Genomic DNA, 21,759 nt, shown 5'->3' on the forward strand with positions numbered 1-21,759 from the left:
CTTATCATAAAAGAGTAATTCGAAAGTTTGAATGTATAGTGATAATTAAACAAAAATTTTTAATACATGGGTCGTCTATCTTAACCTACTTTTAATTTCATATTTATCTTAGCTAAAACTCTATAAGAATACTTTGTCCCACTATACAGTAAAAAATATCGATAATAAAAGTAGAAAAAAGTTTGGAGAAGTGATGTCTTTAGGTGTGTTATTTGATGAAGTAATTATAGCAAAATCTGACTGCTACATCTTGACCTGATACAGAACAAGCGACAACAGCTGTCGCATGATTTAAATTGACGAAAAAGTTAAATGAAATAGTAGAAATTCTTACTATTAATATGGTAACTTAGACTCACTACCAGCCAAATTTGTCAATAAAAATATTAAGTTGTCCACAGAAAATAATAGGCTCTAAAGTCTCGTTCGTGAAACATAGGTTAGTATGAAAAATATTTGAAATTAATTTCTAAAAAGTTATTTTTACTTTTTTAATAACATAAGTTATTGATTCTAATATTAATTTAAATTGTACAAAAAGTGAACGATTTTACCTAAGGCATTAGTGTATCAAGCTAGATACGTGTCAAGTAGGCACTTATCCACATACTTATCCACAGCTTATGGGGAAAACTCATCAAACCCTTATGCTATCAATGTTTGCGATGATGATAAAAGCTTGAGATTCAGTCGAGATGTTTTTGTAGCTCAGATTTTATAGGAAAATCGTGCTAATTTTTATATTTTTTGACGATGTTTCACGTAGTATTGTCTCGTTACCTTTATAGTCATTATTAGCCTAAACTTTAAGAAAAACTGGAATGCTAAAATTTTTTTTGATAAAAACAATAGTTGAAAATAGCAAGAGCTCTTTGCATTATTCTGAAGATAAAGTTTTGGCTTCAAATAAAGACTAGACTGGCGTAATGTTGCATAGCCGCAATGTAGAATGAAACTTTATCAGCTAGGAAGTAGATATTTGGTAAATGCAGGAACAGAAACAGATGTCAGAGAATAGATACTAGAAAATAAGAAGGGTGGCAAAAGAATGAATGATATAACAATAAGCTAGAGTAGCGCACAACCACAAGAGTAAGTAGGGCGATACTATGTAGTTTGAGCTCATGAATCGAGTAGTTTGAGCACATGAATTGATTATATAATGTTACAAAAAAGCGGCTAAGTCGATTAGCCGCTGAATGCTGAATATAAACTATAAAAAAGATAAAAATTTAGTCTTTAGTATAAATCAAATCCCAAACACCATGACCACGTTCTAAGCCGCGACGTTCAAACTTGGTCATTGGACGAAAGTCAGGACGTGCAGTAAAGCTACCTTTACCTGCCTGATTACTGAGGCCAGCAAAGCTATCTAACACATCGACCATCCAAAATGCATAATGTTCCCAGTCGGTTGCCGTATGAAACCAGCCACCTTGCTTTAGACTGCGAGCAACTATAGCCATGCGTTCCGGACTGACAAAACGGCGCTTATAATGACGCTTTTTTTGCCACGGATCAGGGAAGTAAAGTTGAATACGGTCAATATGGTTTTCTGGCAGCTGCTTCAGTAGTTGAATGGCATCACCATTGATAATTTTAACGTTGGTCAAGCCTTGTGTACCAGCCATATAGGCACATTTGCCAATACCGGGCTCATGTACTTCGACTCCAACAAAGTTGCGTGTAGGGTCAGCTGCAGCCATCTCAATGAACGAATCACCCAACCCAAAACCAATCTCTAAGGTAAGCGGAGCGTCACTGCCATTCGGCGTGTCAGCAAATAGCGAGCGCAGATCATTTATGCCCTCTAGATTGCCATCACCGAAACTATTATTCACTAAATACTGAGCAAATTCTGGATCAGTTAGTGCCAGCTCGGCATTTTTATTCATATGCGTGCGGCGTTTCATAAACGTATTGACGATACGAATGTGTTTGCTATCAGACGCTTCTGCGTCGGTCGATGCAGATTCATTGGTATTTATATCAGTGTCGATATCGGTATCAGTGGCCATGTCGTTATGGCTTTGAGAAGGGCTATCGGTGTGAGAATGTTCATTCATAAGATCTATAGAACTTAATTAAGTGACGAATATGAGCGTATTATAAGTTAAATACACCTGGGTGTGAACGTCCAATCTTATAATGAATGACCAAACTACAATGGACGTGGTTATTAGTAAGTTATCAATCGCTTACTAACGCGCTTAGATAGACGCTATATTAAGCTACCTATCGGCACTAAAGTGATATCGCATCTGCCTTTTGATTATCATATAATAAAGGTCACCTATCGACCCAATAAATCCCTATTTAGAATCCTAAATTTCAAGTAATTTTTAATCATGCACAGTTAATAGAGCCTACTGCTATGTTATTTATTGAGACGGATTCGCCACCACCGTTTTATCAAGAACAGCTGAGTCCTCTCAAGCGCAAAAAGCTTGATCAATGGTTTATTGGTCATCGTACACAAGGTTATTACCTTAAGCGCTTTGCGCAGTTTGATCAGCAAGGATATCTGTCACCCAAGTGGCACTGGGCTGCGTTCTTTATTACCTTACCTTGGCTGCTATATCGTAAGCGTTACATGGACGCCCTTGTCTATAGCGTTGCTGGCTGGTCCTTTATTCAACTTAATATTGTCATCGCGCTAGTCACGTTTGAATTTGTGGCGATGCCTTATATCCCAGATGTCTATCAGATGGCAACACGTATTGGAATTGCAGCAGTTATTTGGCTGTTTTGGGCTTCTATGGTCGCACGTTGGACCGATGCTTATTATTACCGAATGGCAAGACGTGAAATTGCGGATGCTATCAATGACCATCCACGAGACGAGGCAGCGCAACAAGCGCATCTACGCCGTGAGGGAGGAGTGAGCTTATTTGGTTTAGGGCTTGGTTTTGGATTTTTTGCTTTTGCGCTCATGGTGATCAATGTGCAGTTTTTGCCGATTATCGCCAAACAAAAGGAAAATGAGGTATTGTTTGATGCTTATGACATCACTAAAAATGCGCAGAATAGGGTCGCTCTAATCTATCAGCAAACGGGAGAGTGCCCAACCAAATTACCTCTCAGCACCGATGCACAGCAGGTACGCATGCATATTACTACGCAAGTAGAAGGTGTATCCGCTACTGACTGTGCAGTGGTGGCGACAGTTGAAAATGCCAAGTTCCCTATACGTTATCTAAATGGTCAAACCTTAGTGTTTCACCATAACCCTGATAGCGATAGCTGGAATTGTATAAGCTCACTTAATAAAAAACAGGCTCCCAAACGCTGCATGGCTAATTAAATCATGTTTGGCACTTAAAATTTAGTAGCTATCAAGCTAAGTAACTATCAAGCTAAGTAACTGTCAAACCGAGCTATCGATAAACTGAGCAATAAACCACAAATCATCTAGGCCTTAGGGTCAGTAACGACATCATCTGGGGCGTCATCAACGGGCGTTGCTTGATTCTTAAGGACTTCATAAAACTCACCTAAGTCCATCTTGCGCGCTTTACCGATATCTTCATCAAACAAGCTTTCAAGCTCAGCCATAGCCGATTGTGCTGATTCAATCAGGCGCGCCTCATCACCATAGATCGCTTGCTGACGTTCAATCAAATCATCATCGTAGTTGCGGAAAGTTTGAATCGTTTCACGTGCTTTTTCAGGTGATATCCCAAGCAGCTGTAAGGACTCGCGTGACATATCTAGCGAGGATAAGTAGGTCTCACGCCAGATATGACGCACACCGACCTCACGTAAGCGGTAATAATGCTGACGGTCACGAGCTCGCGCTAGCACAACTAAATCAGGATAGTTTTTGCGAAGATACTCAGCGGTAGTGATAGAGCGCTCTAAATCATCAACAGCGATAATAAAAATACGGGCTTTACTGATACCGGCAGCACGCAGAATCTCAGGGTTTTTTGGATCGCCATAATAGACTTGGTTACCAAATTTACGCACGAAATCCACTCGATTTGCCGAGCGTTCAATGGCAGTAAATTCGATATTATGCATGCGTAGTACTCGCCCGATAATTTGTCCGACTCGTCCAAAACCAGCGATAATGACTGGATGCTCATGGTCGGGAATCGTATCGTGTTCGCGACTAGGCTTACTTTTAGCGAACAAAGGCTCGCCGACTTTATCTAGTAATAAAAATGCCAACGGTGTGAGTGCCATAGAAATGGTTACGATTAGATTAAGCGTGTTTTCCAGTTCAGGCGCTAATACATTTTGAGTCGCCGCGACGTTGAATAAAACAAAGGCAAACTCACCGCCTTGAGCTAAGGTAACACCAAGCCGAATACTGGTCGGCCAGCGATTGCCTGATATTTTTGCAATAGCAGTAATCACGGCAAACTTGATAAACATCAACGCCAACGCACAACTTATTATGAATATAGGATGCGCTAAGATAAGCTTGATATCGGTCAGCATACCTACTGACATAAAAAATAAGCCGAGCAATAAACCTTTAAATGGCTCAATACTGGCTTCTAGCTCATGACGATATTCAGAGTCAGCTAATAGTACACCGGTCAAAAATGCACCTAAAGCCATTGACAGACCGATTTGTCCCATCAAAATAGATACGCCCATGACGATAAATAAGGCGACAGCGGTCAGTAGCTCTGAAGCACCACTGGATGCTACAAACTTAAAAAATGGTCGGATAACATAACGGCTAGCAAGGATAAGACCACCAAAGACGGCAAAAACTTTGCCAAAATAAATCAAATCGTAGCTTTGTTCGCGCACACCTGATAAAAATGGAATCACTGCTAATAATGGAATAACGGCAATATCTTGGAATAGTAAGATAGTAAATGCTTCACGCCCATGTGTACTAGAGAGTTGCTGTTTTTCGGTCAGTATCTGTAGTACAAAGGCAGTAGAAGAGAGCGCTAAGCCGAAGCCGACAATGAAAGCAGTATCTAGTCTTAGAGAGAAAAACTGATACAGAATTACCATCAATAGCGTGCCCGTAAGCCCAACTTGTAAGCCGCCAAGGACGAATATAGAGCGTCGTAGTGCCCAAAGCCGTGATGGTTGCAATTCAAGACCAATGATGAATAGCAGCATTACCACACCAAACTCAGAAAAGTGTAGCAAGCTCTCGGCATCACCTGCCACATCTAGCGCACTCGGGCCTAATATCAGTCCTGTAATCAGATAACCGAGGACAGTGGCTATACCAAAGCGTTTACCAAGTGGAACAAAAAGCAGCGCTGCACCCAAAAATATGGTGGCTTGTAACATCAAGTTTGGTGAGCCGGCAGCGGCAGCGAACATATAAAATCCTTAGCAATCAATATAAAAATATAGTCAATCTAATCTACATTAGATACGGTGTCAGGTTCGCTTAGTCTACTATTGATAGTACTTTCACTCATCTTTCCTGTAACCAAATAAGCTTAAATAAACTATAGAGCACGCTATTGTCTATTTTAAAGCTTCAAAATATAATCAATGACACGCGTAAATAAAACAATAATATGGTTATTTTTTACGGTAAATTTTCCACACTCCATTGTCCGCTAGCGGATTGCTATATGCGTCATTGCGACGCTTACGCGGCGTCTGCCGACTATCAATTATTTTGAAATCTGGCAGCGCATGGACGATAAGCCCAGTACGATAAAAGCGTATGCGTTCAGGCTCTAACATCTCGCTTTTATGGTCACGGCAAAAAACATACGCTCGCAGATCAATAAATTCACGATGGGCAACTAAGCGCGCCTCATCGTCATTATCAAATACTGACGACATACGCGCGATCTCATCAGCACTGTAATCACCGCATTTATCGGTAAGCGCACCGACCGACCCAAAGCTTTTGGATTCTTTTGCATGGGTCTTGGTTAGATGTAGGCGCTGAACATGGTAGATAAACTGTGGAATCTCAAGACTGGCCGGCAATGGTAGATAGTCGGGTGGTAGATTGGCAGCAGGATAAAATGCCATTGCACGCTCAAGCAGAATTTGCCAGCGTTGTTGGTAGGCTTGGACTTCTGCTAAGTTACCTTCATAAATGGGCATGTCGCGAATTTGGCGCAAAATATCAGGCGGAAACTGCTCATTACGAAAGCTGGAGATATCCTCTTGCAGCGTTGATAGCAAAACCTTGGCGTGTTTTTTGCCGTCTGTTGAAGTAGGGTTGTCGATATAGTCGGGGGCGACAAAGGGCGCCGAGCGTCTAGACATAGTGTTATATCATCAATAGATAAGTTGAAAAAATACTAATAAGTATGTTTGCCAAAGTCAATCTATAGCTTAAATGGTGGTTTACAATAGTTATTATAACCATATAAGCCTGCTTGGAATGGTTTTTTTTGAAATCGGATAAGCAAAAGCTTGATAAAAGTTGTTAAGGTGATTTTAACGGAAGAGGCAAACGAGGTTATAAATGGACAGGCTTTATAAGATTGAGAAAAATGGAATAAAGTAAAAATCGAGACTAATTTATCATGGAGCATCAACCAAACTCCCTTCCTACTATAAATAAGCAACATGCATTATTAATATCTATCGGAAAAGTATTTGTCAGAATACTGGTTGCAGTCTTAGCACTAGCCTCTGGATTTTGGTTAGTAATGGCGTCGAATATGGGGCCAGCTTATCTGACTAATGTGTGTAATGGATGTTTAGACTTTTGGATTAGAATGAAGTTGTTAGGTCTTGGATTTATCGTTTGGATTATCACAGTAGCTTGGTTATTCTGGCCTATATTACGCTATATTTATCGCTGCATTAGAGGTAACCACTAATTAGCTGCATCTGTATCATCTACGATTCTACCTAACAGCCAGTAATTGTTTCTTCATTACCAATGACTGTTACTAATGGCTGTGACCAATATGGCTATTACCATCAGCAGGACGCTCTGAGATATCACAGACCAGCGCATCACTATGTGCCTCAGTTTGCGGATGCGATAAGCTTTCGACCTGAATGGTGGCGTGATGAATACCGAGCTCTAACAAGCTTTGTTCAAGATTGGCAATCAATAAGCTGGCATCCGAGATTCTCATGTCACCATCGACCACCACATGACAAGATAAGGCGTTTAAGCCGCTGGTGATGCTCCAAACATGCAGGTCATGGACTTTTTGTACCTGTGGATGGGCAACCAATTTATCCTCAACATCAACCAGTGATATTCCTTCTGGCGTACCTTCCATTAAGATATGCACCGAATCACGTACGACGCGGTAACCACTGATTAAGATTAGTATGGCAACAATCACTGACGCCGCTGCATCTGCCCAAACCCAACCAAAACTCATCATCAATAGCGCAGCAATAATAGCGGCAACGGATCCCATTAAATCGCTCAGTACATGTAAGTAAGCACTTTGCATATTGAGATTAACGGGTTCTTTATTGTCCGAGGCTTTGGTATTTGCGTTGTCTTTATTTGAGCTATGACTGTGATTGTGAGCGTGTTCATTTCCATTTCCACTGCGGCTACCTCGATGCATAAGCCACGCAACCAAAATATTGACTAGCATACCGATGGTGGCAACAATAAGCATACCTTGGGTAGCGATTTCAGGCGGTGAATTGAAGCGTTTGATTGCTTCATAGAAAATCATCAGCGCAATGATAACAAGCGTAGCGCCATTGACAGTAGCAACTAATATCTCAAAACGTTTATAGCCAAAAGTCTTTTGATGGGTAGCCGCTTTCTCACCGATTTTAAAAGCCATTAGGGTAGCGCCAAGTGCTATAGCATCGCTTAGCATGTGACCTGCATCAGATAATAACGCTAAACTGCCTGTGAGCCAGCCGCCGATAGCTTCAATAAACATGTAGCCAGTAATGATAATAAAGCTAAACAGTAAAGTGCGCTGATAGCCTTTGGTATCACGCGGCGCTGTTGTTTGCTCTAAGTGTTCATCGTGGTCGTGAGTGTCTTGATTGTCATGAGTGTAGTTGCTCTCATCATCTTTGTGCAGATGCTCAGGCACAGCCGCTCCATTCTGATAAGAGTGGTTACTTTGTTCAGGGTTTGAATTTTTTTGATTCATAACAACACTCAGGTTTGCTGAAATTTAAATAAACTAGTCGATATTAATTTATGCTTTATACAAAGTAGATGCTGCATTTTTGTCAGAATCTATCAAAAGATAATTATGAATTTAACATAGTCGAGTATTAGAAGCTGTAATGACGAGGTAAAAATACGGTAGATAGATAATGGAGAATAGATATAACGGAAGATTATTTAGCCCTTTTTAGCCCATTTAGAATTTAATGTTCAGATTGAGGATACGCTCTAAGACTACCAACCAACAGGATCAATGTCTAAAGTAAGTTTCAGGTATTTGGCGCTGGGCAAGGCGAGTACTGGCTGCCACCATTGATTTAATACATGGTGTAATTGCTGCCGATCTTTTGCTAAGAGCAGCAATTGTGCGTGATAACGGCTGTTCTTTTTACTCATCGGTGCATCGATAGGACCAAGTACGGCGAGGTTGTGCCCATGAGGCAGATTGGCAATGGCATCTTTAAGGGCTTGAGTAGTAGCCGCAAGGGTTTTGCCTTCACAGCGTATTAGTGCGGCGTGGCTATGAGGGGGTAATCCCATCATTTTACGCTCTTGCAATAGCTCACGCGCGAATGACAGATAACCGTCTTTCACCAGCTTTAATAATAGCTCATTATCTGGTTGCAGCGTTTGAATCAGTACGCGACCAGATTTATCACCGCGTCCAGCACGGCCTGCCACCTGAACCATTAGCTGAGCGGTATGTTCAGGCGAGCGAAAGTCTGCTGATAAAAAGCCACGATCAGCATTGGGCAAACAAACTAAGGTGACATTGGGAAAGTGATGACCTTTGGCGACCATTTGCGTGCCGACTAAGATAGCAGGATTGCCTTGATTGATACGCTGATAAATATTCTCCCAGCTATCTTTACGCCTGGTAGTATCGCGATCGATTTGAATAATCGGATACAGCTCTTTACTGGTTTGCGGATTGGCAAAGATAGCGTGTAGGTTTTCGCTCAGCCTTGTGGTACCCATACCCTTGGCATCTAAGTTTTGACTACTGCAATCAGGGCAAACAGTAGGAATATAAGCTTGCCAATCACAATGATGGCATTTCAGATATGAGTTGCTTGAGTAATTGCTATGCTGAGCTTGGCTATTATAATGAACGGTTAAATGGGCATCACAGCGCGGGCAGTCCGCCTGCCAACCGCAAGCCTCACACAATAAGACAGGGGCATAACCGCGACGATTTAAGAATATCAATACTTGATTACCAGCTTCTAGTGTTTGCCGTATTGCACCAATCAATGCATCGGTCAAACCTGTATCAAAGCGCGCGCCGTCATCCGTCATTTGTTGATGAGTACTTTGCAAGCGCACATCAATCAGCTGCATCATGGCAGGTTTGGCATTGCCAGGACGAGTAAGCAGTTGGCACTCTACTAACTTGCCGTCATCGACCAGTTTTAAATGCTCAAGAGAAGGGGTAGCGGTACCAAGCACGACTGGGATATTGTATTGCAGACCACGATAAAGCGCGACGTCGGCAGCATGATAACGCAGTGTATCTTGCTGCTTATAAGAACCATCATGTGCTTCATCAACGACGATAAGTCCTAAATCTTTAAAAGGATATAGTACCGCTGAACGCGTCCCGATAATGATTTGAGCATGACCAGTGCGGCAATCTTGCCAGCCTTGTAGGCGGTGAGTATTGTTCATGCCTGAATGCAGTAAGACGATATGAGCGGCAAAGCGACTGGCAAAACGCGCACGCGTCTGCGGGGTCAGTCCAATCTCCGGCACTAAAATCAAAACCTGCTTGCCAGCTTCTAATACAGCTTGCATCGCTTGTAGATAGACTTCGGTCTTGCCACTACCGGTAATGCCGTTTAGTAAAAATCCTGTATAGCGTTCAGCTTCATGGGCGGTAACAATGGCTGCAACGGCAAGCTGTTGCTCATCATTGAGATCGAGTGGCATTTTTGCTAATTTGACAGGAGATGGCGCTTGTTTTGGCTCAATATAGCGCTCGATAAGACCTTTATCTTCTAGCGTTTTTAAAAAAGCTCGCTCCATACCTTCCAATAAGAGTACGTCTTCACTTGCACCGCGCTCGCCATGTAATTTGAGCATATCAAACTGCTGCTTTTGCTTTTTTGCATTGGCACGAAAGTCGTTGTCGCTCGCATTCGCCAAAATTCGCCAATGGGTAATGAGTAAGTCCAGTGGCTTGCCTTGACGAACTAGGCTTGGCAAGATGACTGCTAAGACATCACCGAGCGGATAGTGGTAATAACGCGCAAGCCAATAGGCCAGCTTTAACATACTGGCATCTAAAATAGGCTCAGCATCTAAGCTTTTATTAATGGGTTTTAGTTTATTCGTGGGTACGCTGCTATCAGCTTCCGAGATATGAGCGACTACAATACCGACTAGAGTCTGACGACCGAATGATACCTCGACGCGACTACCAACATGAGGTAAAGAAGAGCTTGATAAGGCGTTTACATCTGCCGGTACGCTATAGTCAAATACCCGATAAAGGGGCACGGGTAGAGCAACTTGTACCAACATAAAATGCATTCCCAACGTTTAGATATATAGCCTTTAGATAACCAGCTTTTATATTTAGCTTTTAGAGATTTAGAAAATGATATTGATGAGGATAATAGCAATAAGCCCAAATAGCTATATTTGGGCTTACTCTAGAAGTTTTTTAGCAGTAACTTTTTTGACTTAATATTTTAAGACCATTAAATGTACCAATGTGCTAATTGGTGACACGGCCTAATCCAATATATAACGTTACTCAATATATAAAATAGCTTCAATCTCAACCACGCCACCTTTAGGCAATGCAGCAACCTGTACGGCAGCGCGGGCAGGGTAAGGCTCACTTAGGTTTTCAACGAATACTTCATTAAGTACGGCAAAGTCGCTTAAATCAGTTAAAGATACATTAAACTTAACCACATCATTTAAGCTACCACCAGCTGCTTCACAAACGGCTTTCAAGTTAGCAAATACTTGCTTCGCTTGCGCCTCAAAACCGTCTCGTAATTCCATCGTATCAGGATCGAAACCAAGCTGTCCTGAAATATAAACAGTGTTACCCACTTTAACTGCTTGTGAATAGGTGCCAACGGCTGCAGGAGCTTTATCAGTTTGGATGGTTTGACGGCTCATTTTATATCCTTATTGTATGTTCATTAGTTTAGTATGCTAAAAAGTTAGCAGAAGAGTCTAGCATTGTTTTGAATTTTTCTAAAATTTTAGGCTAAAAGTATCGATTTTTTGACAGATTATCTAGGATACGCCCTAATCAATAAAAATTTAGATAATTGTTATAAATGTTTTTAGAGCTGATATAGGCGTACGATATTAGGAAAGCCCAATAAAGAGCGCAGCTCACGAATACCTTGCGCTAAGTGATCGCGGCTACGGACAATAATATGAACAATGGTATCACTGCTACGTACATCGACCGTTTCGACGCCGATATTCAGCTGACGCAAGTGGTAGATGACTTCAGTGATTTGTTCGTCGCTAAGAGCGATAGATAGTTTTAGATAAGCTGGAAAACGAACTTTTCCGCCTTCTTTCCCGCTTTGCTCAACTGCCTCACCTTGTTTTATCCCCTTATCACTACGCCAGCGCAATTGTATGACCTGATAAGGATTGTCTTTACGAATATCGTCCAGTGAGAAGCATTTATGTCGATGTACAACCAGACCATGCTTTGATAAATGCCCAACGATAGGGTCGCCATAGATAGGATGGCAGCAATTGGCAAAATCAATCTCAACACCTGCAGCATTGGCAATCAGCTGTTGGGGCTGCGTCATATCGTCATTATGTCCTTGTACTTGTAGATTGCTTACCTCATCGCTAAATAAGCGTGATACTACAAGCTGCGGTAGTAGTGTACCAGAACTTATCTGCTCAAATAGAGCACTCTTTTCTGGTAAGCCGCGCCATTCAATTAAGTTTTTCCAATCGCTATCAGTCAAATCATCAAGATTTTTTTGGTAAGTTTTTAACGCTCGATCTAAAGCTTGTTGACCATGATGCTGCTTGTCAGCGGCGGATAAATCTTTAAACCAACGTAAAATCTCTTCACGTGCTTTGTTGGTGACCACAAAACCAAGCCATTCAGCTTTTGGTTCTGAGTGGCTATTGACTTCAATTTCAACCAGCTGGCCATTTTTCACAACCGTACCAAGCTTGGCTTTTTTGCCATCGACATTTGCACCGACGGCGACGTTTCCGACCATAGGACCGACCGCATAGGCAAAATCTAGTGCGGTTGCACCTTGCGGTAGCTCATAAGCGCGTCCCTGCGGACTATAGCAAATGATTTTACTGGAATGCAAATAATCCATCAGCTCATTAATGGTAGAGACAGCCGCCGTAAAGTCAGGACTGTTTTCATCTAAAGTGTCTTCATCGACCAAGTCTTTCATATTGCGTAACGAAGCTTGAATGACTGATTGACTAACGTCAGAGGCGTGTTCTGCTCCGATTACGCCAAGTCTTGCCGCACTCTGCATCTGCTTGGTTAAAATAGTTACTTTGACACAGTCGTTATCACGCTCATAGATGAGGGTGAGCGACTGATTGCCACCAGGTAGCGGTCTGCGAATATTGTCTTCAATATGAGAATCATCAATCTGGTATTTTTTGATCAAATAATAAGCCAGCTTGTCACAAGCTTCAATATTATCGAGCACAATCTCAAAAGCATAATGACGGAGCAGGGCATTGATTTCACCGCGATTACGGAAAAATTGTCGATATATAACCACGCGGTTGTCTAATACTTTTACGTGTCCACCAAGCTCTAAATTATTGAGTACTATAGTCAGATAGCGATGAATAGCTTCCCTTTGAAAATTACGTCCAAGACCATGCTGTAACAGTTTGTCAGATATTTTGTTATACATATCAGAGTTAAGATTGCGATAACATAAGACTTCAATATAATCGGCAATATCATTGAGCCCCATTAAGCGTGCAAATGGTACATAAAAATCTAAAGTCTCTTGAGCAGTAGCGCGTTGCTTTTCAGGGCGAACGGCATCAAGTGTAGACATGTTATGCAAACGGTCGGCAAGCTTGATAATTAATACGCGTGGATCGTTCAAAGTGGCGGTGAGAATTTTATGAAAGGTAGCGGCTTTATTTTGTTGCTTATTATGAGTGGAGGATTTTAATTTGGTTACCCCATCGACCAGTCTTGCGACTATCTTACCGTAGCGCTCTTCAAGCTGCTCGTCACTAACCTCAGTATCTTCGACTGTATCATGCAAAATAGCTGCAATGATAGTATCCCGATCTAAGCGAAAGCCAGCTAATATTTCAGCGACCGCAATAGGATGCGTAATATAAGGCTCTCCTGACTTGCGCTTGTCTTTTATGTGCGCAACATCACCAAATGCGCAGGCATCAATAATATCATGGCGCTCAGCTGCACATAGATACCCAACCGAACGCAGTAAATTATACTGAGCTTCATCAACCAAATAGTGACTGAGTTTGGGTAAGGTTTGGCTCATAGAGTGGCGATCCTATTGTTCGTTACGATTTTGGTAGAAGCTACTTGCCCAATGCCTATACGTTAAATAGAACAATGCTATTTAAATATTGGTTGGACGATAATGCTTTTAAAAGATTGTGCTATTTGAAAATAGGCAAGCTCGAAAATTACTGTTTTTCATCTTCATTATCACTACGCCACCCTCTAATTAATCGTAAATTGCGTTGAATGTCAACTACTAAGCGAGTAGACAATTTAAAAACCTTTAAGTAATAATAAATGATACCAGCTATCTCCGAGTAACGACTGTTGACAATCGTTTAGAAAATTATACTGGAATTACCTATTGGACTTAAACGGCAAAAACCACAGCATGACACTGTGGTTTTTGTTATAGCATTCAATTCAAACTGTAATATAAATTATATTGCTACAGATTAAATAAAATCAAGATTATACAGCTCTAAAAGCTATGATCACCCGATAATGCTAAATCTAGTGAGCTGGTCGCAAAAGTATGCTCCGGCTGATTTAGGATATCACGAGTAATCTTGCCAGCGGCAATTTCACGTAGCGCCAATACGGTAGGTTTGTCATTGTCAACTTCTACTAGCGGCTCAGCAATACCTTTAGCCAGCTGGCGAGCGCGTTTGCTGGCAACTAATACCAATTCAAAGCGATTATCAACATTTTCCAAACAATCTTCAATCGTCACTCGTGCCATAGATAGCTACCTCGGTTGTTTTTATCAGTAACGGACATTGTCCGCAACTCGATAAAAATAGTATCAAAAATATAAGGGGTAATAACTGGCTATTATAGCATTTATTTACCCAAACGCGCAGTTGCTTTTTACGTCTAATCTTTTAGAGGATATAAGATTGGATATTAGGCTTATGATTGGTCAGGCGAGCCTGATAATAAGTTTGTAATAACGCGACTATAGCGCTGCTGTTGACGTGTTAAAGTCTGTCTGTCAGCAACGATAATGGCTTTTAGCTCAGTCAAGGCAACCTCAAAATTATCATTAATCACCACGTAATCTGCATGTACGTACTGTGACATCTCATTAACTGAGCCTGCTAAGCGCTGTTCAATAACATCGGTACTGTCTGTCGCACGTGTCGATAGACGCTGACGTAACGTAGCGACGCTCGGTGGCAAGATAAAAATCATGATTGCCTCAGCAAATATATTTTTAACTTGCAGCGCGCCTTGCCAGTCAATTTCCAAAATGACATCAATGCCCGCTTCTAACTGTGCCCGTACGCTTTGCTCTGCAGTACCATAGTAATTACCAAACACTTCGGCGTGCTCTAAAAACTGTCCTTCGCCGATAGCCTTTGTAAACATATCTATGCTGGTAAAGTGATAATGCTGACCGTCAATTTCGCCAGGTCGTGGAGCGCGCGTGGTATGAGAGACACTAACAGTCAAATCGTTGGTGGTAGCAAGTAGCTGTTTAACCAGTGAGGTCTTGCCAGTACCGGAGGCGGCAGTAATGATAAATAATGAACCTGTCATACAGTGTGTCCTAATGAACGGATAAAGGCTGGTAAAAAGATAAAATGCCATCATGTAGAGTGATACAAAGCATGATTGCTTGGTAATTATAAACTGCTTTTAATACTTTTATTTTAGTTAGTCGCCTCTCCAGTTCAATTACGACTGGAACGGTGGTATTTTAAAAGGCAATAAAAGCAAATTATGCTAAAGTAGAGTATTCGTTTCACCCTAATTTTTTAGAATCTAAATTATCCAATGATAGGCTGCCTTATGCAAATTTATCTTGCTAATCCACGCGGATTTTGTGCTGGTGTGGATCGCGCAATTGCGATTGTTAACGAAGCATTGACCCGTTTTGAGCCCCCTATTTATGTGCGTCATGAAGTCGTGCATAACAAGTTTGTGGTTTCAGACTTGGCCAATCGTGGCGCGGTATTCGTCGAAGAGCTGGATGAAGTGCCGGACGGCTCAATCGTTATTTTCTCCGCACATGGAGTTTCAAAAGCCGTTGAAGACGAAGCGACACGTCGAGACCTAACTGTCTTTGATGCAACTTGTCCTTTAGTCACTAAAGTACATATCGAGGTCGCAAGATTTGCGCAAGACGGTATGGACGCAGTACTAATCGGACATGCCGGACACCCTGAAGTTGAAGGCACGATGGGGCGCTTTAACCGTCGTCATGGTGGACAAATCCATCTCGTTGAAAATGAAACTGATGTCGAAGCGTTGACAGTGCAAAATGCTGAACGTTTGGCATTTGTCACCCAAACCACGCTTTCGATGGATGATACCGCTCGTGTCATCGATGCATTACGTGACAAGTTTCCTAGTATTCAAGGTCCGCGCAAAGACGATATCTGTTATGCCACCCAAAACCGTCAAGATGCGGTCAAAGATTTGGCCAGTCGCTGTGAAGTCGTCTTAGTGGTGGGCTCACCAAACTCGTCAAACTCTAATCGTCTGCGTGAGTTAGCAGAGCGCATGAATTGCCAAGCATATCTGATTGATGATGCTAGCGAGATGAATCGTAAATGGTTCGATGGGATTCAAAGTGTTGGGGTAACCGCTGGAGCTTCAGCGCCTGAAATACTGATTCAAGAAGTTCTACAACAACTACAAGATTGGGGCGGTGATTTGCCTAGTGAGTTGTCGGGTATTGAGGAAAACGTGACCTTTAGTTTGCCAAAAGCCTTGCGTATTCCGGTTACCCAAGTAGGCAAGTAGAGGTAGAGCCCGTTCAAAATAAAGTGCTTAACAAAAACCATCTACTAATAGGTTAGGTAGAATGAAAAAACAGAAAAAAAGGTTTGTACTAGCAGAAGCGACTCTTGACGAGGTTAACAAGCAATTGAAAATAAATATGTTTGTAATTGGATTGGTTGTCGTGTTGCTTGGGCTGAATATCGTGCATTTTATGAAAGACAATAGTCTTTTTTATAGTGCCTTAATTGTGATTATGATCTTTTTGTTATTCTTAATTATAAAGAGTCGCAAGATTCTTTATATAAGAAAACAAGAGCTTATTAGGTAGGGCGTAAAGGTAAACCAGCGCCCAAATAGTCTACGAGTAACACAATAATACTGAGTCTAAAAATACTGAGTTCAAAAAACACTATTAGAGTGTATTTAATAAACCCTCATAATAAAACGTAGTGATGTTTTTTTACATACAGCCACTTCTCATAACAATCGAAACAATGGATTGGTCCGAGAGATTTTATAAAAAACTAAGGATGGTTATGTCAGCTTATTACAACTTTATAAAACGTGAACAGCAAACAGATGGTACCTGCGTTGCGCATTATCAGCCAACTGAGCATGCGCAAGGTGCGTGGAATGAACATGAACAACACATGGCGCCAGCGACTGGGTTACTGGCGGTCGAATTAGAAAAGTTTGCACCGCAAGCCAATATGCGCGTTGCCCGTATTAGTCTTGATATCTTGGGACTGATCCCGCTTGATGAGTTTACGGTTACTACCCGTTGCATTCGTCCGGGCAAGACCATCGAGCTAATAGAAGCAGTAATGAGCAGTCGTGGCCGCGATTGTATTATCGCTCGTGCGTGGCGACTGATGACTCAAGATACTAGCGTTGTTGCAGGGTTAGAAGATCAAAAGGCGTTGTATCAGCCAGATGGGTTGCCTGTTTGGGACGACATGAAAGGCTGGCCTGGCGGTTTTATTGAAAGCGTGCGTTTGGTTGCTTCTCCAGATCGTCGTGCGGGCAAAGGTATGGTTTGGATAACCAATGATATCGAGATGGTGGCAGGCGAATCAACCGATGATTTGGTACATCTATTAGGTATGGTTGATACGGCCAATGGCGTCGTGCCACGGCTTGGAATAGAGCTGTCAGCCGCCCAGTGGATGTTCCCCAATACTGATTTGCAAATTCATATGCACCGCGCACCTAAAGGTCGCTGGCTTGGTATCGAAGCGGTACAGCAATATGGTGATGACGGAATAGGGCTTACCAGTGCAGTACTGCATGATGTGCATGGGCCTTTTGGTCGCAGCGAGCAAATCCTAACTATTCGACCGATGCCGCGCTAATCTGTGATTCATTATAAGCAAACAGAAGTTAAATAATGCTTTAAACTTAATAAAGCTACCATTTATGCTTGAAATTTTTAACCGTGCCCCTATTTGATTAACCAGCCTAGCATTATTTATCGCAGATTTTATCAATTAGCTGCGCTTATTTGCTAGTACTTGCAGTTCTTGTGATTAATATATGCTGCTAACAGCATCTTTGGTACGAATAATAGGAGTTTTTTATGAGTGAACAGACCCAAGCGGATAATAACAACGCTGATAATCTCAATACTAATAACAGTAACGCTAATGAAAGTACCCCTGAATTAAAAAAACACACTTTTGAAGCGGAAGTTGCGCAACTGCTGCATTTAGTAACCCATTCGCTTTATTCTAATGCCGATATTTTTGTGCGTGAGCTGGTTTCTAACGCTTCTGATGCGTGTGATAAATTGCGCTTTGAAGCTACCAATGACGATAGTCTTTATGAAGACGATGGTGAGCTGCGTATTCGTATTGCAGTCGATATCGAGGCCAAAACCATTACCTTTACTGATAATGGTATCGGTATGAATGAAGCGGATGCCATCGAAAACTTGGGTACGATTGCTAAATCAGGTACTAAAGCATTCTTAGATAAGCTGTCTGAATCACAAAAGCAAGACGGTCAATTGATCGGACAGTTTGGTGTTGGTTTTTATTCAGGATTTATCGTAGCTGATACGATTAGTGTTGAATCGCGCAAAGCAGGCGACCCCGCGGATAAAGGGGTGCGCTGGGTATCAGATGGTACTGGTAGCTTTACGGTTGAGCCTATCAATAAAGCAGCGCGTGGCACAGCCATCACTTTGCATCTAAAAGAAGAATATTCTGAAGGCGAAGATAACTATCTAGATCGCGGCAAAATTAAGCGTTTGGTCAATAAATATTCAGACCATATCAGCCTGCCGATTCAGATGCGTAAAGAAGTCTGGCAAGAAGATGTAAAGGAAGAAGGCGAAGACTCTGAGGCGAGCAATACTCCAGCTGGCGGCGAGATGGTACTTACCGATGAGTGGGAAACCATCAATAAAGCCAGTGCGCTTTGGACCCGCTCAGCGTCTGAGATTGAAGATGACGAGTATGTCGATTTTTATAAAAACATTACTTATGATATGGATGCGCCACTGACTTGGACGCACAACCGTGTTGAAGGTCGCGTTCAATATACGCAATTGCTGTATATCCCCAAAAAAGCACCAGTAGATTTATATACTCGTGAACAGCAGCATGGTCTTAAGCTTTACGTCAAACGTGTATTTATCATGGATGATGCTGAGCAACTGCTACCGATGTATTTGCGCTTCGTCAAAGGCGTCATTGATTCAGCAGACTTGCCATTGAATGTCAGTCGTGAGTTATTACAAGAGTCACGTGATGTGAAATCTATTCGTGATGGTAACGCGCGTCGCATTCTGACAATGCTATCAAGTTTGGCCAATAGCGAAGACAATGACAAGCAAGAAAAATTCGCGCAGTTCTACGCAGAATTTGGCGATGTTATCAAAGAAGGTGTTGGCGAAGACATGGGCAATCAAGAACGTATTGCCAAGTTACTTCGTTATGCTACCAGCACTAATGATAAGGTCGAGACTAGCTTTGAAGATTATAAAGCGCGCATGAAAGACGGTCAAAAGGCTATCTATTATCTAACGGCTGATAACTTAGCCGCTGCCAAAAACAGCCCGCAACTTGAGCTGTTTAAGAAAAAAGGTATCGAAGTTATCTTAATGACTAGCCGTGTCGATGAATGGGCAATGAACTTCTTGACTCAGTTTGATGATATGCCGCTACAAAACATCGCTAAAGGCGCTGTAGATTTGGGCGACTTGCAGGACGATGAAGAAAAGGCAGAAGCTGAAAAGGCACAAGAAATCATGAAGCCAGTTGTCGATAAACTTAAAGTGGCGTTAGGCGAACGTGCAAAAGATGTCAAAGTCTCAACACGTTTGGTAGACAGTCCAGCTTGCTTAGTCGTTGGTGAAGGCGAGCTGTCACCACAAATGATTCAAATGCTTCAGCAGATGGGTCAAGATGTACCAGCGAGTAAGCCAACATTAGAAGTTAACCCTGATCATCCGCTTATCAAAAAGCTTGAGAGTAGTGAGCAGTTTGACGACCTTGCGCAAGTCATCTTTGACCAAGCATTATTGGCTGATGGCGGTCAGTTAGAAGATCCAGCTGCTTATCTTAAACGTGTCAATGAATTATTGATGCGGTAATGTCTAGTAGCTGATGTGAAAGGAGGTCTTGAATTCAAGGCCTCCTTTTTTTATTCGCTTTTTAAGTCAATATTTTATATGGATTTTTACAAATTATGCTTATCGTCTTAGCTGACAATCCGTTACAATCGCGATAGATTAGCAGGATAAACTATGAGGTTATGTTATCGGTATGATGATAGTCATTTCTCTCGACTGGATAGAGGTCTAAGTCTTTGCCACTCTCGTCGCTAAAAACCATTTCACTTCAGCGTTTCTCGCTCAATTTCGCTGCCAATATTATCGCTGCCCTTTGGATGTTGGTAGGGTCGACCCGTGCGTTTTCTTGGGTAAAACCAACCTTTGTACAATTTGCCTTATTCGCCTTATTAGCGCTAGGCAGCAACGTATTGTTTTCTTGGTTAGCTGCTGAAGCGGGTAGTGTCTTCAATGAACAAGGATTGGTCAGCTATTTGATTTGGCCCGCAATCATCTCTTTGGTCGGTATTATTCTTGCGAGGCGTTCTGGCAACCAGATGCTGGTATTCGTACCAGTAGTGCTATGGTTAGTGGCCGACACGTTATCTGCACTGCTACAAAGCATTGTGCAAGTTTTAGGCAGTCACGGCTGGTTACCTGAATGGAGCTATTCATTTTTACCGATATTGTTTCTAGTACTGTTCTTATGGCAAACGCTAGCATTATTGTGGATCTTTGCTCGTAGGCAACGTACACCGTGGTGGGAGCGGATTATTATACTGATAGGCGCTGTGGCACTATTGACTATTTGGCAGCGTAATGTCGCTGATCAACCTATTTTTAAGCAAATACCTGTACAGCCTATTTTAGAGGAAGCGGCACTTTATAAGCAGCCACGCTTATTGCAGCAAGCATTAGCCAGTATTGACCCAAGTATGCCTGGTAAGAGTGATTGGTATTTCATGGGTGTGGCAGGCTTCTCTGATCAAAACGTCTTTCGCTCTGAAATTAATAAAGTGCGAGAATTGTTTGATGTGCGCTTTGGAACCAGTGGCCATTCACTGGCGCTAATTAATAATACTTATAGCTGGTTAGATGAGCCAGTGGCGACTAAGACTAGTATTTTACAAGGCTTGAAAAAAATCGGTCAGCAAATGGATGCTGATGAAGATGTGTTATTTATGACCTTATCATCGCATGGTGACCAAGACTTTATTCATTTATCCAACCCTCCACTAGAGATGGATAATCTAGATGCCGCATGGCTACGAGAGGCACTTGACGCATCAGGCATTCGCTGGCGCGTGATCGTGGTATCAGCCTGTTATTCTGGTTCATTCATTGATGAGCTAACGTCACCAACGACTGTCGTTATTACCGCTTCAGCAGCCGATAAAATGTCGTTTGGTTGTACTAATACGGCTGAAATGACCTATTTTGGTCAAGCCTTCTTTGCGGAAAGTTTACGTGAAAACACCAGTTTTGCGGCAGCGTTCAAGGATGCCAGCCTACGTGTTAGTGAGCGCGAAAGCTTTATGGGCTTTGAGTCATCAGAGCCACAAATGGTCGTCGGTAGCTTAATGAAAACCGCCTTGCCTGCATTTGAAAAGACGTTATTTGATAAGACGCGCTCCTCAGTAGCGAACATCACTAACAATACTGCTGTCCCTATTAATATTATCCCTGAAGATTCTACTGATAAGCTGGAGAATCCTGCTACGTCTACTACAGAGTAGAAGATAAACGCTAATTTTCTATAATTGGATCATTTTAAAACCGATACAGTGCTGCTGGGGTAAATTTTTTGCAGCCTCTGTCACGCTTGCGAACAGCACGCAATAAAAATTTATACCAGTAGCATGTGGCTATTAAAGTATCGATTTTATTTCGAACTGACTATATGTTATAGCAATCACCTTGGCTCCAGCTCATCCTAAAAATTGTTTCTAT

14 protein-coding genes are annotated in these 21,759 nt (G+C 42.0%); 5 read left to right on the forward strand and 9 right to left on the reverse strand.

All coding sequences use genetic code 11. The features are described 5' to 3' along the window. Nucleotides 1–1,232: 1,232 nt before the first annotated feature. Nucleotides 1,233–2,066 (reverse strand): tRNA (guanosine(46)-N7)-methyltransferase TrmB, encoded by an 834-nt coding sequence (trmB, locus tag AAEY87_RS04435; protein WP_502945444.1) that lies wholly within the window; start codon nt 2,064–2,066, stop codon nt 1,233–1,235. 308 nt (nt 2,067–2,374) lie between these two features. Between trmB and AAEY87_RS04440 the strand changes: the two genes are divergently transcribed. Then, nucleotides 2,375–3,304 (forward strand): DUF2628 domain-containing protein, encoded by a 930-nt coding sequence (locus tag AAEY87_RS04440; protein WP_350656097.1) that lies wholly within the window; start codon nt 2,375–2,377, stop codon nt 3,302–3,304. Between the two features lie 107 nt (nt 3,305–3,411). Here the strand turns inward: AAEY87_RS04440 and AAEY87_RS04445 are convergent, their stop codons facing one another. From AAEY87_RS04445 to gmk, 8 genes are all read right to left on the reverse strand, one after another. Further along, the gene (locus AAEY87_RS04445; protein ID WP_068037528.1) at nt 3,412–5,301 is read right to left on the reverse strand and encodes a monovalent cation:proton antiporter-2 (CPA2) family protein; all 1,890 of its coding nucleotides are present in this window, start codon (nt 5,299–5,301) and stop codon (nt 3,412–3,414) included. A 207-nt stretch (nt 5,302–5,508) separates the two neighbouring features. Continuing rightward, nucleotides 5,509–6,213, reverse strand: a complete 705-nt coding sequence (locus AAEY87_RS04450) for a hypothetical protein (protein ID WP_350656098.1) — start codon at nt 6,211–6,213, stop codon at nt 5,509–5,511. A gap of 635 nt (nt 6,214–6,848) precedes the next feature. After that, nucleotides 6,849–8,039, reverse strand: coding sequence for a cation diffusion facilitator family transporter (locus AAEY87_RS04455; protein WP_350656099.1), 1,191 nt, complete (start codon nt 8,037–8,039; stop codon nt 6,849–6,851). A gap of 254 nt (nt 8,040–8,293) precedes the next feature. Next, a complete protein-coding gene (locus AAEY87_RS04460) occupies nt 8,294–10,582 on the reverse strand; it encodes a primosomal protein N' (protein ID WP_350656100.1) in 2,289 nt (762 codons plus the stop codon). A gap of 231 nt (nt 10,583–10,813) precedes the next feature. Further along, nucleotides 10,814–11,194 carry a RidA family protein gene (locus AAEY87_RS04465; RefSeq protein WP_068037519.1) on the reverse strand — a complete coding sequence of 127 codons (381 nt, stop codon included), beginning with the start codon at nt 11,192–11,194 and terminating at the stop codon, nt 10,814–10,816. A 170-nt stretch (nt 11,195–11,364) separates the two neighbouring features. Next, on the reverse strand, nt 11,365–13,563 hold the full coding sequence (locus tag AAEY87_RS04470) for a RelA/SpoT family protein (RefSeq protein WP_068037516.1): 2,199 nt from the start codon (nt 13,561–13,563) through the stop codon (nt 11,365–11,367). Nucleotides 13,564–14,007: 444 nt separating this feature from the next. After that, nucleotides 14,008–14,268, reverse strand: a complete 261-nt coding sequence (gene rpoZ, locus AAEY87_RS04475; protein ID WP_068037513.1) for a DNA-directed RNA polymerase subunit omega — start codon at nt 14,266–14,268, stop codon at nt 14,008–14,010. Nucleotides 14,269–14,438: 170 nt separating this feature from the next. Next, nucleotides 14,439–15,068, reverse strand: coding sequence for a guanylate kinase (gmk, locus tag AAEY87_RS04480; RefSeq protein ID WP_350656101.1), 630 nt, complete (start codon nt 15,066–15,068; stop codon nt 14,439–14,441). 252 nt (nt 15,069–15,320) lie between these two features. On the opposite strand from gmk, the gene ispH reads away from it, so the two are divergent. The 4 genes from ispH (at nt 15,321) to AAEY87_RS04500 (ending at nt 21,545) form a co-directional block, all read left to right on the forward strand. Further along, entirely contained in the window at nt 15,321–16,277 is a 957-nt protein-coding gene (gene ispH, locus AAEY87_RS04485; RefSeq protein WP_350656102.1) for a 4-hydroxy-3-methylbut-2-enyl diphosphate reductase, read from the forward strand. 515 nt (nt 16,278–16,792) lie between these two features. Further along, entirely contained in the window at nt 16,793–17,608 is an 816-nt protein-coding gene (locus tag AAEY87_RS04490; RefSeq protein WP_350656103.1) for a thioesterase family protein, read from the forward strand. 224 nt (nt 17,609–17,832) lie between these two features. Beyond that, nucleotides 17,833–19,851, forward strand: a complete 2,019-nt coding sequence (gene htpG, locus AAEY87_RS04495; RefSeq protein WP_082785712.1) for a molecular chaperone HtpG — start codon at nt 17,833–17,835, stop codon at nt 19,849–19,851. 215 nt (nt 19,852–20,066) lie between these two features. After that, nucleotides 20,067–21,545, forward strand: coding sequence for a C13 family peptidase (locus tag AAEY87_RS04500; protein WP_350656104.1), 1,479 nt, complete (start codon nt 20,067–20,069; stop codon nt 21,543–21,545). The last annotated feature ends 214 nt before the right edge of the window (nt 21,546–21,759 follow it).

Origin of the sequence: Psychrobacter sp. S1-30-MNA-CIBAN-0213, assembly GCF_040309845.1 — a bacterium.
Lineage (GTDB): Bacteria > Pseudomonadota > Gammaproteobacteria > Pseudomonadales > Moraxellaceae > Psychrobacter.